A 15,874-nucleotide genomic window follows, 5' to 3' on the forward strand; every position below is an offset into this window, starting at 1 on the left:
GGCGGGCATGCGTTTACGCCACATCGAAGTGTTTCAGGCGGTATTACAGGCGGGCAGCGTCAGCGGCGCGGCGCGTTTATTGAATGTGTCGCAGCCTAATGTCAGCCGTGTGCTGAATCACGCCGAACAGCAGCTGGGATTTACGCTGTTCGACCGCACGCCGCAGGGATTAATCGTGACACCGGAAGGGCGGCGGTTAATGCCGGAAGTCGAGGCGTTGTTCAGCCACATTCAGGCCATTGGCGAACTGGCAGAACAGCTGCGACAAGGCGAAGGCCAGCATGTGCGCATCGGTTCCGCGCACGCGCTGGGGCATAGCGTGATGGCACCGGTACTGGTGGATTTCCGCCGTCAGACGCCCGGCGGCAGTGTCGAACTGGTGACCGGGCATTTCAACACGCTGAGTCAGGATCTGCTGCAATACAAAATGGATTTCGCGCTGGCATTTGGCGAGCAGGCCACGCAGGAACTGGTCGCCGAGTCGATTTATCAGGGCAATATGGTGGCGCTGCTGCCAAAAGATTCGACCGTTGAAGGGCCGGTCACGCTGGCGTGGTTGTGCGAAAACGACCTGCTGATGTTGCAGCAACAGGATCCGCTGGGTCAGGTGCTTAACCGTGTCCTGCGTGACAACGGCCTGATGCCGCACTCGGCGTTGTACATCAAAACCTACTCAGTGATCGCCGACATGGTGCTGGCGGGCGGCGGTGTCGGCGTGGTCGACACGTTTACCGCCCGTCGGTATACCGACCAGCTGAAAATTGTGCCAGTGGTGGAATCACTGCCGTTCGAGGTGATTCTGCTGAGCAGGCGGGACCAGCCGGCGTCGCAGGCTTCGCTGAGGCTGAGGCAACTGATAAAACAAAAAGTGTTGGAGTTGAAAGGAGTGCCTTTCGAACCTGTTTAGTTTTTCAATTTCAATTTCAAATTCAAATTCAAATTCAAATTCAAGGTCGTGGGCGTCGGCCCACACCGACTTGGGGGGCGGCCTATCGCCGCCACCCCCAAGACCCCCCGGGCTCTTTCACTGCGCGCTATCGCTGGAACGACGGACATGTTCCGCCGCAATGGTGAGTGGCGCAAATTCAGGTGCTTCGCACTGCCTTCTCTCGGTCTTCGAGCCACAGGTCTCGAAGCCGCTCCGTTCAGCTGAATTCTGAGCACGCCAATCCACTTTTTAAAAGAGGAAAATAGTCTGCCTTTGAATTTAAGATCTTGCGGGCGGTTCAGAAAGCTTGCTGAATGAGAGGTTGCAGACCCTAGGCTGCAATCCCGAAATGAAGGCACCGCGAAGCGGCAAGATTTCCAGCCTGTCGCGGTGATACCTGAAACATAGCCAGCGAGCGGAGCGCGCAGTAAAAAGACGTGGGAGATCCAAGAGGGGCCCGTCCTGGCCCCTTTTGGGCGGTTTCGGCGCCATTCGATAAGTGATCGGAGCAATTGAGAAACCGAAACTTTCACCCTTTATCTTTCAAAAACGTTCTGATGTGCGTTCTCACATCAATTAATTTTTGCCCCGAGTCTCTCCACTCTTTCTACCGCACCTCTGACATCTTCAAATGTAATATCGCCCGGCATGTTCGCCATATCTGGTGTGGTGAGGCTCCGGTCGATGATCACCGCCAGATCCTGTTCTGTCAGCTCCGTCGCGATATGCGATAACTGCGTCGGTACGGCACTGGCACGGGCGAGCGCGATGGCGGTCAGTAACTCCTCATCACTGCGGTTTTCCAGCGCCAGCAGGCACAGGTTGCCGTAACCGACCAGCAGTCCGTGGGCGACGTGGCGGGTTTTCGGGCAGGCGGTGAAACCTTCATATAATGCATGGGAAGCGCCGGTGTGCGCGCCGTTGCTCATGATGGAAGTCAGTCCGGCGTAGAGGAAAATAGCGTCGAGCACCTGTTCGAGGGCGTTGTTGGCTTTGCCATCCTGCACCGCGAAACAGGCGTCGGCGGCAAAATGTTCGATAAGTGTATAGCAAAGCTCACTGTTGGTGCGGGCGACACCGGCCAGTCCGGTGAGCTGGTTGAGGTCGCTGATCGCGCGGTATTCGTACCATTTTGCCAACGTATCGCCGATGCCTGCCGATAGCCATTGCAGCGGCGCGGTGGCCAGCAAATCAGCATCGATAACCGCCGCAGCCGGGCCGCAGGGTAAGGGCATCATGTCGCGAAATTCACCGTCCTGATGATAACGAAATGCCAGCGATGTCACCGCCGAACAGGTGCCCGCAATGCTCGGCAACGTGACCACCGGAATATTACAGGCGACACCCGCCGCCTTTGCCGTGTCCAGCGCTTTACCCCCGCCGGTGGCGATAATCACTTCCACGCCCTGCGTGCGGAACACCTCAGCCAGACGGTTGATTTCCTCCTGACAACACACGCCGCTGAAGATTTCACTGCCCAGATAACTGACCATCTGCTGTTCGAGCTGATCGGCGACTTTCGACTCGACGCTGGAAATGGCGCGTTTACCGCCCACTAACATTGCCCGCTGGCCTAAACGTCCGCACATCGCGCCCAGATGTTTTATTGCGCCGCGTCCGCGCAGGACGCTGGCAGGAAATACCAAACGATGGGTGAACATGCATGCCCTCATAAACCGGAGTGTTTTAAGAAGTATAGAAGGCACGCAGAGGAACGGAAGAATATCAGCGGCGGTGTTGTTGTACCGCGTCGTGGGTTTTACGTAAGGCCTCGCGCGCGCCCGGCAGACGCTGTGCGACGCCGATATACAGGCAGTCGATTATCAGCAACTGGCTGATGCGGCTGGCCATGGCAGCGGCACGAAAACCCATTTCGCGATTACTGGTTCGCAACACAACATCCGCTTTGCGGGCAATTGCAGCACGGCCATTGGCGGTGATTGCCAGCGTTGTCGCGCCCGCGACTTTGGCCTGTGACAGGGCTTCCACCACACCGGCGGTCTTGCCGGAGTGGGAAATCGCCAGCGCGACATCGCCTGCGGCAAGCTGACAGGCGCTCACCAGGCTTTCGTCGGTGCTGCCGTAAGTCTGGGCAACAACGCCGATACGCCGCAGTTTCTGACACAAATCCTGCGCGACCAGAGCCGAAGCACCGGCGCCGTAAATATCAATCCGCCGCGCCTGCGCCAGAAACGTGACTGCCTGTTCAAGCGTCGCGGCGCTCAGCAGTTGCGTGGTTTCATTTGCCCCTTTAACTTCAAACTCCAGCAGCTTTTGCAGGATTTGCTTGGGTGAATCGTTCTCACCGATATCTGCTGCCAGCGGCAGGTCTACGGGCATCGGGCTGGCGGATTGTGCCGCTAATGCCAGCCGCAACGCCGGATAACCGGTAAAACCCAGACGCTTGCTGGTTCGCACCACCGTAGCGGTGCTGGTTTCAGCGTATTTTGCCAGCTCCGTCACCCCCATATTGGCGACACCCGGCGGATCGCGCCGGATCATCGTGATGATCCGCTTTTCTGCAGGAGAAAAGCTGCCCTGTAATGCGTTCAGACGTGACTGCAAATCTGTGTCGCTCATGGGTTATTCATCCAGTTCACGTAAATGATCGTCTTTGCGCAGGCTCATCAGCGCAAACAGGCTGACCACGCAGGTCGCCACCACGTAGTACGCCGGAATATCGAGATTTCCTGTTTCTTTAATCAGACCGGTGATGATAAGTCCCGCACAGCCGGAGAACACGGCGTTGGATAATGAATAGGATAATCCGAGTCCGGTATAACGCACGCGGGTTGGGAACATTTCCGCCAGCATCGCCGGACCGGGACCGGCGATCATCCCGATGGTCGCACCGGCAATCAGTACCGCAATCCCTTTCGCCAGCAGGCTGCTTTCAGAGTTTTGCAGCAGATGCAGCAGCGGGAAACTCAGCACAATAACCGCGAATACCGCAATCATCATGACTTTTTTACGTCCGATTTTATCGCTCAGCCAGCCAGAAGGTAAAATCGCCAGCGCGAACCCCACGTTCGCCAGCACCGTCGCTACCAGCGCCTGTAAAAACGTGGCGTGCAGGGACGTTTGCAGATAAGACGGCATTACCACCAGGAAAGTATAACCGCCCGCTGACCAGCCCATCATGCGGCCAATCCCCAGCGCGATGGCTTTGGCAGTGGCAACGGCAGACGCTTTTTCTGCCGCCGTTTTCTGCGCTTTCGGCCCGGTTTTTTTACTGGCAACAAAGTTCGGCGTTTCGTCGAGTTTCAGTCGCAGATACAACGCCACCAGCCCCATCGGCAGCGCCAGAAGGAACGGAATACGCCACCCCCAGTCTTTCATCTGCGCTTCAGGCAGCGTCTGCACCAGAATCGCCACCAGCGCCACGCCGGTCAGCAGGCCCAGTGAGACGGTAAATGACTGCCACGCGCCGTAAATTCCGCGTTTGCCTTTCGGCGCAAACTCCGTCATCAGTGAAACCGCACCGCCAAATTCACCGCCTGCAAATAAACCCTGGAACATGCGCATCAGCGTCAGCAACAGCGGGGCGGCAACGCCAATCTGGGCGTACGTCGGCAGCAGACCAATAATGGCGGTCGCCAGTGTCATTAGCAGGACGACGGCGATCAGTGTCGGTTTGCGGCCAATGCGGTCACCGATTCGCCCGAAGATGATCGCGCCCACCGGACGGCAGAAAAACGCCAGTGCGAACGAAGCATAGGTGAGGAGCAAACCGGTCATGCCGGTCTGGCCTTCCAGTGTAAAAAAGTTACCGGCGATGATCGTCGCCAGATAGCCGTACACACCGAATTCATACCATTCAATAAAGTTGCCGACCGAACCGGCGACTAACGCGCGTCGTGACTGGCTGGCGCTGGCAACTGCGGGAGAAACCTGGCTGGTCATCATAAACCTCATAAGGAAAAGGAAAGGGCGGGCAAACGGGAATGTAAATAATTTTCTAGATTTTGGTGATTATTATGTCAATAATTTTCATGTATTGAACAAAATAAAAGCGGGAAGTGTGGGGTGAAGCGTGTTTTTTGGCATAAAAAAAGGCTGCGCCTCGAAAGGAGCAGCCTGTTTAACGCGGGGCGATTACAGCGTGTGGATATCGATGCCGTCGCCGATATTGCTTTTCTGATAGTAAGCCCGTGGGACTTCTACCTGATACTGTTTGTCAGCGTAAGCGACTTCCAGAATAAAACGTTCGTTTTCATAAGATTCCACAGGGATAAACCCGAAGAATCCTTCCGTGACGCTGATAGTCCTGGAAGACGGTATCGCGTAACGATGAACAATCCTTGCTCTGAGCGGTTCTTGCTTGCCCGTTAACGTGTTCCATACGCGGTTAACGGGTTGCGCCAGAGAATCAATCACCTCTGAGGCCAGCGAGTTAAGAGCGGAGGGCCAGCTCTTCGGTGTTTTCATAGTCATGATAAATACCTCGTTGGTCTATATAACCCAATTCTTATAATTATCCGCTGCTAAGATCCAATCATTTTTTACGCTAAGTTTATTCAGGTTTTGTAAGTGGCTGGCAGACCTGCAAATTACTGCGCGAGGGTTTTGCGTCTTTTGCCCGATTTTCGTTCTGCTAGCAATAACGGGCAGGAAGGGCACATGGCATGATCGGCCAGATCGTAACGCAGGCAGCATTGCTTGCGGTATTGCGGACTGTCAGGGTCGGAAGGATCCTCTGCGCGCAATGGCTGAAATAACGGGTTTTTGCCGCCATAACGCAGCTCCCGCGATTCCATCAGCCGCATGCCGTCTGAGATATCCGCACTGACCAGTTCTGCCTGTTTGACGCCCCAGCCGACGCGTATTGCGGCATTGCTCCAGTAAATGCCCGGCTTCAGACCGGAGAATTCCGCCAGCGCGTCGCAAACCGGACGTAAATGCTGTTCGATCATTACATCGAAACGCGCCATAGGTTCCGCAGAGGCCAGCGCTTCGCCCTCGCCATCCAGAAAAATCTGCGCCGGTAAACCTTCTTCCTGCATGCACAGGTAGACATGTTCAGCGGCGATGGGCAGTTGCCAGCCGTGGCGCAAGGATACGATCACCCAGCTTGGCAGCAGGGTGGCGAAATACCATTGTGACCACATCGAGATGCGCGCCCGGCGGGTATCGCACTTTGCGGCATCGGCCGCATTCGCATCCAGATAGCGTTTGAGCACGCTGGCACAGCCTTCCGCCGTCGTCAGTTGGGACATCGGTACCGCATTGGTCACCAGCGGTGACATGGGTTTAAAAGTATCGGCAACCCAGCTGACCGGCGTTTCGCGGAAACTGTCGAGGAGTGTTTGCATCATTGCGTTATAAACATTATTCGGCTCTGTAAATCATGGGAATAGAGTAACGAATATTGAAGCGGAATAGTAATGATTTCGATTTAGATTAGGACGATTGTGTCAGACTGACACCTCCCCGGCGAAGGGGAGGCTCAGAGGGACTTAACCGGCGGCACCGATACCGGCTTGTTTCAAAATATCACGCACGATTTCCTGTTTCTCATTGCTCAGCGGCAGCGCCGGCTTCAGGGAATACACCGGCATTTCGCGGATCACCTGCGAAATCGCATATTTGATGACGTTGTAAATTGGCGTATCCAGCGAGTAGAGCGGCGGCAGGAAAGATAACCGCTGTTGCAGTTCCACGGCGGTGGCGAAATCTTTCTCTTTAAAAGCGCGGTAAATCCCGCAGGTCAGTTGCGGTGCGAAGTTGGCGCTGGCCGGAATTGCGCCGTCGCCGCCGAGGATAAGCGTGCCGAACAGATATTCGTCATAGCCGGAGAACACCGCGAAATCCGGGCGCTCAGGTTTCACTGCCTGTATCGTTTCGCGAATATGATTGAGACTGTCGACGGTATCTTTCAGCCCGACAATGTTCGGACATTCCAGCGCCAGACGTTTGATCAGACTGACGGGCAGCGGCTGACCGGTCAGCCCCGGATAGTTGTACATGATCACCGGCAAACCTGCGTTTTCCGCAATGCTGCGGTAATGCAGATACAGCGCGTCTTCGGTCACCGGATTGTAATAGGGATTCACCACCACCACGCCGTCCGCTCCGATGCTTTTAGCGTGTTGCGCGAACGCCAGCGTTTGTGCCGTTCCCGGATGCGCCGCGCCAATCAGAACGGGCACGCGTCCGGCGACGTGCTTCGTGCAGAATTCCGCGACTTCATGACGCAGCGCCTGTGACATATGGGCAAATTCCCCTGCGCTGCCGAGGAAAAACAGGCCGTTTACGCCGCCTTCAATCACAAAATCTATCAGACGCGCCATAGCCTGACGGTCAAGCTGCTCGTTCTCATTCAGGATTGTCGCAACCGGTGGGATCACGCCATGAAATAGTGGACGGGTCATACATTCGTTCTCCATATGAAAGTGCAAAGTACTCAACACTCCATTTATAGAACGCTGTTTCAAGTTTTTATAGCGGTGGGATCGAATTACATCGATTTAGCAAATATCTGGAAGGGAAGTCACAAAGGCGGAGTTAACTCCGCCCCCTTCGCAGGGGGAGGAGCAAGGCAAATTCAACACTTACATCACCAGCGCCTGACCGTCTTTGCGCGATTCGGTGCCTGCCAGATAACCGCCTGCGGGATTGGTGACAATCACCTGCGCGCCGCCAAAGGAATGGCCGCCGAGCGGGTCTTCCACAATTAATTCATGCCCCATTGCCCGCAGTGCGGCCAGCGTGTTGTGGTTGAAGGTTGATTCAATCGCCACCTGACGACCGCCGTTGATCCGCCAGCGTGGCGCGTCAATAGCGGCCTGCGGATTTTGCTTATACAGCATCACGCGCAGCGCCAGTTGCAGATGTCCCTGAGCCTGCATCGGGCCGCCCATCAGGCCGAACGACATCAGCGGTTTGCCGTCGGCGTCCTGCGCGAAGGCCGGAATAATGGTGTGCAGCGTGCGTTTGTTCGGTGCAACACAGTTGGCGTGCGTAGGATCGAGGGTAAATCCGCAGCCGCGGTTTTGCATGCTGAGACCGGTGCCCGGCACCACGACGCCGGAACCAAAGCCCATGTAATTCGACTGAATGAAAGAGACCATCATGCCGCTGGAATCCGCTGCCGTCAGATAGACGGTGCCGCCCGGACGCGGTGCGCCGTAAGTGACGTCGCTGGCTTTGGTGCGGTCGATCAGTTTTGCGCGTTCCGCCAGATAATCGTCGTTCAGGAACATCTGCGGATCGAAGAACATATGCTCGCTGTCGGTGACGTGCTGATCTAAATCTGCCAGGGCCAGTTTCATCGCTTCAATGCACAGGTGTGTCGTTTCGACCGAATCCACCGGTTGCGAACCGATATCCAGCTTATCGAGAATACCGAGTGCGATCAGCGTGGCGATGCCCTGCCCGTTCGGCGGCAGTTCATGAACCGAGCCGCCTGCGAAAGATTGCTGCATGGTTTCCACCCAGTCGGCTTTGTGATTCGCGAGATCATCGAGCGTCAGCGCGCCGCCGTTGGCCTGACAATGCGCCACCATTTTTTCCGCCAGCTCACCGCGATAAAACGCTTCGCCTTCGGTTTTAGCAATCAGTTCTAATGAATCCGCCAGAGCTGGATTACGGAAGATTTCCCCGATTTTCGGCGCACGGCCTTCCGGGGCAAAACATTCCATAAAGCCCGGCTGGCTATGCAGTTTTTTGACTGCAATTTCCCACAGGCGACCAATCAGCGGCGATACCGGAAAACCGTTGCGGGCATAATCGATTGCCGGTTGCGCCAGCGTGGTCAGCGGCAGGGTGCCGAAGCGTTTTGCCATTGCCACCCAGCCGGAAACAGCGCCCGGAACGGTGACCGCGTCCCAGCCGTAGGTCGGCACCGTATCCAGACCTTTTTCGGCGAAATATTCCGGCGTCCATGCGGCGGGTGAACGGCCTGAAGCGTTCAGACCGTGAGCTTTTTTACCGTCCCAGATAATGGCGAACGCGTCGCTGCCTGCGCCGTTACCGCTGGGTTCAAGCACGTTGAGCGCAATAGCGGTGGCGATGGCGGCATCGGCGGCGTTTCCGCCCAGCATCAGCATTTTCATGCCTGCCTGCGCGGCCAGCGGCTGCGAAGCACAAACCGCATTGGCACCCATCATTGAAGGGCGCAGGGTCGGATAAGCCACGTTAAAATCGTAATTCTCAGACATGTATTCTTCCTTAAAAAGCAGCAAACGGTTTATTCGGAACGCGGGTCGAGCGCATCGCGCAGCCCGTCACCCAGCAAATTGAAACCCTGTACGGTCAGGAAAATTGCCAGACCGGGAAAAATCGACATCCACGGCGACTGCTCGAGGAAGCTGCGTGCGGTGTTAAGCATCGCGCCCCAGGAAGCGTCCGGTGGCTGCTGGCCGAGGCCGAGAAACGACAGGCTGGCTTCGGTGATAATGGCCGAAGCAATCGCAAGCGTGGCCTGCACCAGGATCGGCGACAGCACATTGGGCAGCACATAACGCCAGAGGATCCAGCGGTCAGGCAGACCAATCGCCCGCGCGCCTTCGATATATTCCTCGTTGCGGATACTCATCACCTGCGCACGCGTCAGACGGGCGAAAATCGGCATCGCGGAAAGCCCGATGGCAATCATCGCATTGCCGAGGCTTGGCCCGAGGAACGCGCCCAGCGCAATCGCCAGCACCAGAAACGGGCACGACAGCAGCGCTTCGACCACGCGGGAAATAATGTTGTCCAGCCAGCCCTGCCAGAACCCGGCGATAAGACCGAGCGGTACGCCAATCACAATCGCGATAATCACCGACACACAACCGGCCATCAGCGATGTGCGCGCTCCCCAGAACAGGCGCGATAAAATGTCGCGGCCCAGCTCATCGGTACCCAGCCAGTGCAGGGCGGAGGGCGCTTTACGTACCGCCATGAAATCGGCTTTGATCGGGTCAAAGGGCGAAATCCACGGGGCAAGCAATGCCAGTAAAGCGAAGGTCACGACCAGCCCCGCGCCGATCACCGCGCTTTTGTTGCGCAGAAATTTGCGCAGCACGCGGCTGGGTTCGCGGGCGGGGAGTGACGTTGTCACTGAAATCACAGAAACGCTCATCTCAGGCTCTCCGCATACGTGGGTTAACCAGCACATACAGCACGTCGGCCAGCAGATTCATCAGCAGAAAACCGACCGCGACCACCATCACCACGCCCTGAACCACGGCGTAATCACGGTTAAATACCGAATCGACGATCATTTTGCCAAAACCCGGAATGGTGAAAACCTGTTCGCTCAGTACCGCGCCGCCCAGCAGTTCGCCGAACAGCAAGGTAGTCAGCGTGATGATCGGCACCAGCGCATTACGTAGTGCGTGTTTCATGATCACTTTTTTCGGCAACAACCCTTTGGCGCGAGCGGTGCGGATGTAATCGGCTTTCAGTACCGCAATCATCGCCGCACGGGTGTGGCGCATCAGCGTGGCGGAAAGACCGGTGCCGAGCACCGCGGCAGGCAGCAACATGGTTTTCAGGTTTTGCAGCGGATCTTCTGAGAACGGTACGTAACCGGACGCCGGAAGCCAGTGCAATTTCACCGAGAACAGCATAATCAGCAGTACCCCGAGCCAGAAATGGGGGATCGAAATCCCCGACAACGCCAGAAAATTGGTGCCGTTATCAATCCAGGTGCCTTTGTTGACTGCCGCCAGCACGCCCATCGTAATGCCGATAATCAGCGCCACAATCATCGCCAGCATCGATAATTCGAGCGTCACCGGCAGTTTGCTGGCGATAAGCTGCAATACCGGTTCCTGCGTGCGCAGCGACGTGCCAAAATCGCCGCGCAGCGCGTTGCCGACCCAGTGGAAATACTGGCTGGGGATCGGATCATTCAGATGATATTCCTCACGTAATTGCGCAATGACTGCCGGATCCCGCTCTTCGCCGGCCATCGCGGTGATCGGGTCTCCCGGCAGCAATTTCTGCAACGAGAACACCATCAGCGTAACCAGAAACAGCGTCGGTATGGCTGATATCAGCCGTTTCATCACCAGTTCTAACATCGTCTTTCCTCAGGCAATTACTTGTTCAGCGCCAGACCCTGCAAACGGATCAGCCCGTCGGCGTAAGGCACGAAACCGGTCACTTTCTTGTTTATGCCGAAAATGCGCGGTTCGAAATACAGGTACACCAGCGGGTCGTCGATGTTTTCCTGCACGACAATCTGCTTGTACAGCGCTTTACGCTTGTCGACGTCGCTGGTCAGACGCGCTTCCTGCAGCCACTGGTCGACCTGCGGATTGCTGTATTTGCCGTCGTTCAGACCGCCTTTGGTATTGAGGAAAGAGAAAATATTGCCGTCGGGATCGGGACGTCCTGACCAGCCGGACATGCTCATTTTGAATTCACCGCTTTGCTGGCGATCCAGCAGCGTGGCGTATTCCGTCATTTGCAGATTCAGGTTGATCCCCGCCTCACTGACCATCGCCTGAAGCACCTGCGCAACCTGCTGGGACGTCGGATTGTTGGCGACCAGGAAATCAATGGTCAGCGGCGTTTTCACTCCGGCATCAGCCAGCAGCGCTTTGGCTTTTTCGATATCGCGTTTTGGCACCGGCACGTCAGTGTGGTAAGGACTGGCAGGCGAGAAGGCCTGATTCGCCGGGGTGTATTGCCCCTGGAATACCACCTGGTTCAGTGCGTCGCGGTCAATCGCCAGCGACAGCGCCTGACGTACACGGGCATCTTTCGCCAGCGGTGTATTGGTGTTGGCCGTGCCGTTGGCGATGTTAATCGTCAGCCCCATGTACCCCAGGCCGGTGGTGCTGGCCAGTTGCAGATTGCTGTCGGCTTTAACCGTCGCGGTGTCGCTGGCGGCAATGCCTTCGGTGATATCCAGATCGCCCGCGCGCAGGTTGGCGAGGCGGACGGACGCATCCGGGATCGGCAGGAACACCACTTTATCGAAGTGATACGCGCCTTTGTTCCAGTAATTTTCGAAACGCTTAAGCACGATGCGATCCTGCTGAACACGGCTGACAAACTCATACGGGCCGGAACAGACCGGATGCGCCGCCACGTTGCCTTTGGCCGTGGCTGCCGGGGCCATCATGGTGCCCGCACGGTCAGTCAGTTGCATCAGCAGCGCGGCGTCAGCGGTTTTCAGGTGGAAAACGACGGTGTACGGTGCGGTAGCTTCCACGGATTCTATTGACGACAGCTCACTTTTACGCAGGGAACCCGGCAGCGTCAGATAGCGTTCGATATTGTATTTCACCGACTGCGCATCGAATTTTTCGCCATCCTGGAAGGTCACGCCTTCACGCAAATTCATGGTCAGCGTTTTTCCGTCATCGCTGTACGCCCAGTCTTTCGCCAGACCCGGCACAATTTGCAGATGCTGATCGACATCCACCAGACGCTCGCACATGGCGCTGAACACGAAACGCCCGTAATAGGTGCGCGCCGTGGCCGGATCCAGCATGTCAGGATCGCTGCCAAGGCCGATGCGCAGGGTGCTTTCCGCATGGGCGAGGCCCGCAGACGTCAGCAACATTAAGGCCGGAATGCAGGCGGTTAAGCGGGGTGCAAATCTCATGGTCGGGTTCCTTGGGTTGATGTCGGAGTGGAAAGTGAAAGCCGGTTCTGGCTCGCCTGTTCAAACAGCGCACGCCGTAAGGTGAAAGCGGCGGACGGCGGCGGAACCAGCACAGAAGTGCGATCCCGTTGCAGTTCGCTCCAGCGGTGGCAGGCCACCATGCGGTTGTCACTGACAGTTTCAAGTTGCGGTTCCACCTTCCGGCATTCGTCGGTGGCGTACGCGCAGCGGGTATGGAAACGGCAGCCGGCGGGCATATTGGCCGGATTGGGCATATCGCCTTGCAACAATGGCACCGGGCGTTTAATGCCGGGCGCGAGCTGCGGCGCGGAGGCAATCAGCGCCTGGGTATACGGGTGCAGCGGCTGGTCGAAAATGTCGTCGGTGCTGGCGAGTTCGACGATCTGTCCGAGGTACATCACCGCCACGCGGTCGCTCATATGGCGGATCACTGCCAGACCGTGGGCGACGACAATCATCGTCAGGCCAAACTGCTGTTTGAGGTTTTCCAGCAGATTGACCACCTGCGCCTGTACCGACACATCCAGCGCGGACACCGGTTCGTCGCCCAGCAGCAGCTTTGGCGAAGAGGCCAGCGCGCGGGCAATGCCGATACGCTGGCGCTGACCGCCGGAAAATTCATGCGGATAACGGTTGCTGAACGCAGCGGGCAGGCCGACGGTCGTCAGCAGTTCGCGTACTTTTGCCTGCCGGTCCGCTTTGCCGCTGACAATGTTGTGCAGCCACAGCGGCTCGCCAACGATTTCTTCTACCGTCATGCGCGGATTGAGGGAGGCGAACGGATCCTGAAAAATGATTTGCAGGTCACGGCGCAGCATTTTCATCTGGTCAGCGGAAAACTGTTTCAGGTTTTCGCCTTCATAAAACACGTCGCCTTCGGTGGCGTTGAGCAACTGCAATAACAGGCGGCCAAGCGTGGATTTACCGGAGCCGGATTCGCCGACAATCGCCAGCGTTTCGCCGTGCCAGACGCGCAGCGAAACGCGATCCACCGCCTGCACGATTTTCGGTTTAGTAAACAGCGTCGAAGGGCCTTTGAAAACTTTGGTCAGCCCGGCGGCTTCCAGAATGGGACGGGGGGCGAGACTCATGCGCAGGCTCCTTCAGCGGACAGGGCGAAAAAATTTTCCAGCGGCGCATAGAAACAGGCGACGTGGTGCGAGGACTGATGCAGCGGACGCAGCGCCGGTCGCTCCTGATGACAGCGCGTATCGGCAAACGGACAGCGCGTGGAAAACCGGCAGCCCTGTGGCATATCTTTTGGCAGCGGCACCGCACCGGGAATAGTCGAAAGCGCACCCTGACGTGAGGCAAGCGACGGCATCGACCCCATCAGCCCGATGGTGTACGGGTGCTGCGGATTATTGAAAATATCGGCCACCAGCCCCTGTTCGACGATTTGTCCGGCATACATGACCGCCACGCTGTCGGCGACTTCCGCCACCACCCCGAGATCGTGCGTGATCAGCAATAATGCACTGCCGGTTTCCTGCTGAATGCGGTTGAGCAGGGCGAGGATCTGCGCCTGAATGGTGACGTCCAGTGCGGTTGTCGGTTCATCGGCAATCAGTAATTGCGGACGGTTGATCAGCGCCATCGCAATCATCACACGCTGGCGCATACCGCCGGAAAGCTGGTGCGGATAGGCATCCATCCGCAATTCCGGTGCAGGAATTTGGACCTTTTTCAGAATTTCCAGCGCCTGCATCCGTGCCTGTTTTTTATCGGTGCCCTGATGGCGCATCACGGCCTCTGCCAGCTGATCGCCAAGCGTCAGTGCCGGATTGAGAGAGGTCATCGGCTCCTGAAAAATCATCGCCAGTTCCTGACCCCGCAGGTCGGCATACTGACGCTCAGACAGCCCGAGCAGCGAGGTGTCGTTGAGGCGGATTTCGCCCTGCAATACTTTGGCGCTGGCGGGCAATAACCCCATCAGCGCCAGCGACGTCACGCTTTTTCCGCAACCGGATTCCCCGACCAGCGCCAGCGTTTTCCCGGCTTCAAGCTGTAAGGAAATACCGTCGAGCACGGTTGCCGGGGAACCGGAAAACTGCACCCGCAGGTCGCTGATATTTAACAGCGGCGTGACGGATTTGGCCGGGTCAGTCATCAGTAAAATCCTCGTCGTCATCATTGAGGGTGGAAAGAAACGCCTGTTGCAGCGCCAGAAGGTGCTCGCGCATCACTCTGGCGGCCTCTTTCGGCTGGCGTGCGGCAATGTGTTCTACGATACGTTCGTGATGGTCGTCGTAACGGTTCAGCCGTTCCTGATTTCGCGCGGCGTTTCGCACCGCCAGCCAGCTCGGGTCACGGCGGATGGCATCGACAGCATCAAACAATCCGAGCAGCAGCCGGTTACCGGCGGCATCAGCAATCGCGCGGTGAAAGGCGCTGTCCCAAAGCTCAATCTGATCCGGATCGCCGCGCGACATGGTTTTCACTTTGTCGAGTAAACGGCGCATCAGCTGGATTTGTTCCGGCGTGGCGCGCAGTGCGGCGTATTTCGCCAGCCCCGGTTCGATTTGCAAACGTGCTTCCATCACTTCCTGCAAGTTCGATTGTTTCGGCAACGTCTGCAAACTCAGCGGTTGCGCAGGGCCATTCGGGCCGATAAACGTGCCTTTGCCCTGTTTGCGCCACACACGACCTTCTTCTTCCAGCACGTCCAGCGCGCGGCGAATTTCACGGCGTCCGACATCAAACATCTGCATCAGATCCCGTTCCGCGGGCAGCGGCTGGGTTTGATCCGGATGTTGCTGTATCAGCTGGCGCAACTGCTCCAGAGCTGAACTGGACGTTCCGTTAGAAGGGGGCAGCGCCCCGGAATTTGTTGGCATATTTCAGTTTCCCGTCGGGAATTAAATCGTTAATCAGTCCATTGCATTTTCTGAACCAATTTTGTAATGGTTCATGAGAAAATTTTGCAAAAAGGAGAATTTGTTTTTAATTTCAAATGACTAAAAATCACTCGCCTGAGTCGGGATGCTGTATTTGTGTTTATAACGCATTGATATTTAGCCGATATGCACAAGTGTAGTGCGTTAAATTAATGTTAACGGATCGTAATGGTGCGGGATTTCGCGGTATGAGAAGTAGATCAAATAAGCGTAATAAGTTGGCTAATGGTTCGCTATATCGTTGCTTCACCAAAGAAGGAAAGGGTCGGGTGGGGTATTAAGGAATAATTCGCAAGTCGGAACGGATGCGGGCAGTGGTTTCGTCTGCAAGTTTGTGACTACGGGTGAGGTTTTCGCAGGATAACCAGGAAATTCTGGTCAGCTCCCTCCCCTGCGAAGGGGGAGGAGCAGGTCAACACCCACTTCCGGTGTGGAAGGAAACACGGTCAGCTCGCTCCCCTTGGCAGGGGGGGTGCAAAAACA

At 56.7% G+C, this 15,874-nt stretch carries 14 protein-coding genes; 1 reads left to right on the forward strand and 13 read right to left on the reverse strand.

Going from position 1 to position 15,874, the window contains the following annotated elements; all coding sequences use genetic code 11:
- Positions 1–7: 7 nt before the first annotated feature.
- Positions 8–907 carry a LysR family transcriptional regulator gene (locus tag D5398_RS19605; protein WP_120509126.1) on the forward strand — a complete coding sequence of 300 codons (900 nt, stop codon included), beginning with the start codon at positions 8–10 and terminating at the stop codon, positions 905–907.
- Positions 908–1,500: 593 nt separating this feature from the next.
- Here D5398_RS19605 and D5398_RS19610 read toward each other — a convergent pair.
- From D5398_RS19610 to D5398_RS19670, 13 genes are all read right to left on the reverse strand, one after another.
- Entirely contained in the window at positions 1,501–2,589 is a 1,089-nt protein-coding gene (locus D5398_RS19610) for an iron-containing alcohol dehydrogenase family protein (RefSeq protein WP_120509127.1), read from the reverse strand.
- Between the two features lie 64 nt (positions 2,590–2,653).
- Positions 2,654–3,508, reverse strand: coding sequence for a MurR/RpiR family transcriptional regulator (locus D5398_RS19615; RefSeq protein ID WP_120509128.1), 855 nt, complete (start codon positions 3,506–3,508; stop codon positions 2,654–2,656).
- 3 nt (positions 3,509–3,511) lie between these two features.
- Positions 3,512–4,831 (reverse strand): MFS transporter, encoded by a 1,320-nt coding sequence (locus D5398_RS19620; RefSeq protein WP_208646022.1) that lies wholly within the window; start codon positions 4,829–4,831, stop codon positions 3,512–3,514.
- A gap of 192 nt (positions 4,832–5,023) precedes the next feature.
- Positions 5,024–5,362, reverse strand: a complete 339-nt coding sequence (locus D5398_RS19625; RefSeq protein ID WP_013575718.1) for a hypothetical protein — start codon at positions 5,360–5,362, stop codon at positions 5,024–5,026.
- Between the two features lie 116 nt (positions 5,363–5,478).
- Positions 5,479–6,243, reverse strand: a complete 765-nt coding sequence (gene fhuF / locus D5398_RS19630; RefSeq protein ID WP_120509130.1) for a siderophore-iron reductase FhuF — start codon at positions 6,241–6,243, stop codon at positions 5,479–5,481.
- A 141-nt stretch (positions 6,244–6,384) separates the two neighbouring features.
- The gene (locus D5398_RS19635) at positions 6,385–7,299 is read right to left on the reverse strand and encodes a dihydrodipicolinate synthase family protein (RefSeq protein WP_120509131.1); all 915 of its coding nucleotides are present in this window, start codon (positions 7,297–7,299) and stop codon (positions 6,385–6,387) included.
- Positions 7,300–7,479: 180 nt separating this feature from the next.
- The gene (locus D5398_RS19640; protein WP_120509132.1) at positions 7,480–9,087 is read right to left on the reverse strand and encodes a gamma-glutamyltransferase family protein; all 1,608 of its coding nucleotides are present in this window, start codon (positions 9,085–9,087) and stop codon (positions 7,480–7,482) included.
- 29 nt (positions 9,088–9,116) lie between these two features.
- On the reverse strand, positions 9,117–9,992 hold the full coding sequence (locus D5398_RS19645) for an ABC transporter permease (RefSeq protein ID WP_120509133.1): 876 nt from the start codon (positions 9,990–9,992) through the stop codon (positions 9,117–9,119).
- A 1-nt stretch (position 9,993) separates the two neighbouring features.
- A complete protein-coding gene (locus tag D5398_RS19650; RefSeq protein WP_120134106.1) occupies positions 9,994–10,938 on the reverse strand; it encodes an ABC transporter permease in 945 nt (314 codons plus the stop codon).
- 17 nt (positions 10,939–10,955) lie between these two features.
- Complete coding sequence (locus tag D5398_RS19655; protein ID WP_120509134.1) at positions 10,956–12,473, reverse strand: ABC transporter substrate-binding protein; 1,518 nt, start codon at positions 12,471–12,473, stop codon at positions 10,956–10,958.
- Positions 12,470–13,585 carry an ABC transporter ATP-binding protein gene (locus D5398_RS19660; protein WP_120509135.1) on the reverse strand — a complete coding sequence of 372 codons (1,116 nt, stop codon included), beginning with the start codon at positions 13,583–13,585 and terminating at the stop codon, positions 12,470–12,472. The genes D5398_RS19655 and D5398_RS19660 overlap by 4 nt, the downstream gene beginning before the upstream one ends.
- The gene (locus D5398_RS19665; RefSeq protein ID WP_415838484.1) at positions 13,582–14,607 is read right to left on the reverse strand and encodes an ABC transporter ATP-binding protein; all 1,026 of its coding nucleotides are present in this window, start codon (positions 14,605–14,607) and stop codon (positions 13,582–13,584) included. Before D5398_RS19665 ends, D5398_RS19660 begins: the two co-directional genes overlap by 4 nt.
- Entirely contained in the window at positions 14,597–15,331 is a 735-nt protein-coding gene (locus D5398_RS19670; RefSeq protein ID WP_120509137.1) for a FadR/GntR family transcriptional regulator, read from the reverse strand. Before D5398_RS19670 ends, D5398_RS19665 begins: the two co-directional genes overlap by 11 nt.
- Positions 15,332–15,874 lie beyond the last annotated feature (543 nt).

The sequence above is a fragment of the Rahnella bruchi genome (assembly GCF_003614975.1).
Classification (GTDB): Bacteria; Pseudomonadota; Gammaproteobacteria; order Enterobacterales; family Enterobacteriaceae; genus Rahnella; species Rahnella bruchi.

What these genes read in the sequence shown, in the direction of transcription:
- D5398_RS19610 (WP_120509127.1), bottom strand. Translation starts at nt 2,589, where the DNA reads ATGTTCACCCATCGTTTGGTATTTCCTGCCAGCGTCCTGCGCGGACGC.
- D5398_RS19655 (WP_120509134.1), bottom strand. Translation starts at nt 12,473, where the DNA reads ATGAGATTTGCACCCCGCTTAACCGCCTGCATTCCGGCCTTAATGTTG.
- D5398_RS19670 (WP_120509137.1), bottom strand. Translation starts at nt 15,331, where the DNA reads ATGCCAACAAATTCCGGGGCGCTGCCCCCTTCTAACGGAACGTCCAGT.
- D5398_RS19640 (WP_120509132.1), bottom strand. Translation starts at nt 9,087, where the DNA reads ATGTCTGAGAATTACGATTTTAACGTGGCTTATCCGACCCTGCGCCCT.
- D5398_RS19650 (WP_120134106.1), bottom strand. Translation starts at nt 10,938, where the DNA reads ATGTTAGAACTGGTGATGAAACGGCTGATATCAGCCATACCGACGCTG.
- D5398_RS19625 (WP_013575718.1), bottom strand. Translation starts at nt 5,362, where the DNA reads ATGACTATGAAAACACCGAAGAGCTGGCCCTCCGCTCTTAACTCGCTG.
- D5398_RS19635 (WP_120509131.1), bottom strand. Translation starts at nt 7,299, where the DNA reads ATGACCCGTCCACTATTTCATGGCGTGATCCCACCGGTTGCGACAATC.
- D5398_RS19615 (WP_120509128.1), bottom strand. Translation starts at nt 3,508, where the DNA reads ATGAGCGACACAGATTTGCAGTCACGTCTGAACGCATTACAGGGCAGC.
- D5398_RS19645 (WP_120509133.1), bottom strand. Translation starts at nt 9,992, where the DNA reads ATGAGCGTTTCTGTGATTTCAGTGACAACGTCACTCCCCGCCCGCGAA.
- D5398_RS19620 (WP_208646022.1), bottom strand. Translation starts at nt 4,831, where the DNA reads ATGACCAGCCAGGTTTCTCCCGCAGTTGCCAGCGCCAGCCAGTCACGA.
- D5398_RS19660 (WP_120509135.1), bottom strand. Translation starts at nt 13,585, where the DNA reads ATGAGTCTCGCCCCCCGTCCCATTCTGGAAGCCGCCGGGCTGACCAAA.
- D5398_RS19605 (WP_120509126.1), top strand. Translation starts at nt 8, where the DNA reads ATGCGTTTACGCCACATCGAAGTGTTTCAGGCGGTATTACAGGCGGGC.
- fhuF (WP_120509130.1), bottom strand. Translation starts at nt 6,243, where the DNA reads ATGATGCAAACACTCCTCGACAGTTTCCGCGAAACGCCGGTCAGCTGG.